We start from the raw sequence: 240 nt of genomic DNA, 5'->3' as shown, positions 1-240 counted from the left end.
AACGCTTATAATACTTTCCATACAGAAGAACAAAAAGCTTTAGATAAGTTTAAGAACGATTTATTAGGTCATATAGATACTTATAAAGCTGCAATGACAGATGATACTTTAGTAAATCAAACTAGTGAAAAAGCACAAGCCGATAAACTAAAAGATATAATTAGCAATTCAAATGATTTTGAGACTATTAGCAAAGCTTATGGTGATTTTCTTGATAACACAGCTGTACAAACACAAACT

General features: G+C 29.2%; 1 protein-coding gene. It reads left to right on the top strand.

Annotated features, from left to right (window positions below; all coding sequences use genetic code 11):
- The coding region (locus KJQ99_RS11495) for a hypothetical protein (RefSeq protein ID WP_214150785.1) at window positions 1-240 on the top strand (240 nt) is incomplete at both ends.

This window comes from Campylobacter sp. 2018MI13 (genome assembly GCF_018501135.1).
GTDB lineage: Bacteria > Campylobacterota > Campylobacteria > Campylobacterales > Campylobacteraceae > Campylobacter_E.
This window is presented reverse-complemented; position numbering and strand designations above follow the sequence as displayed.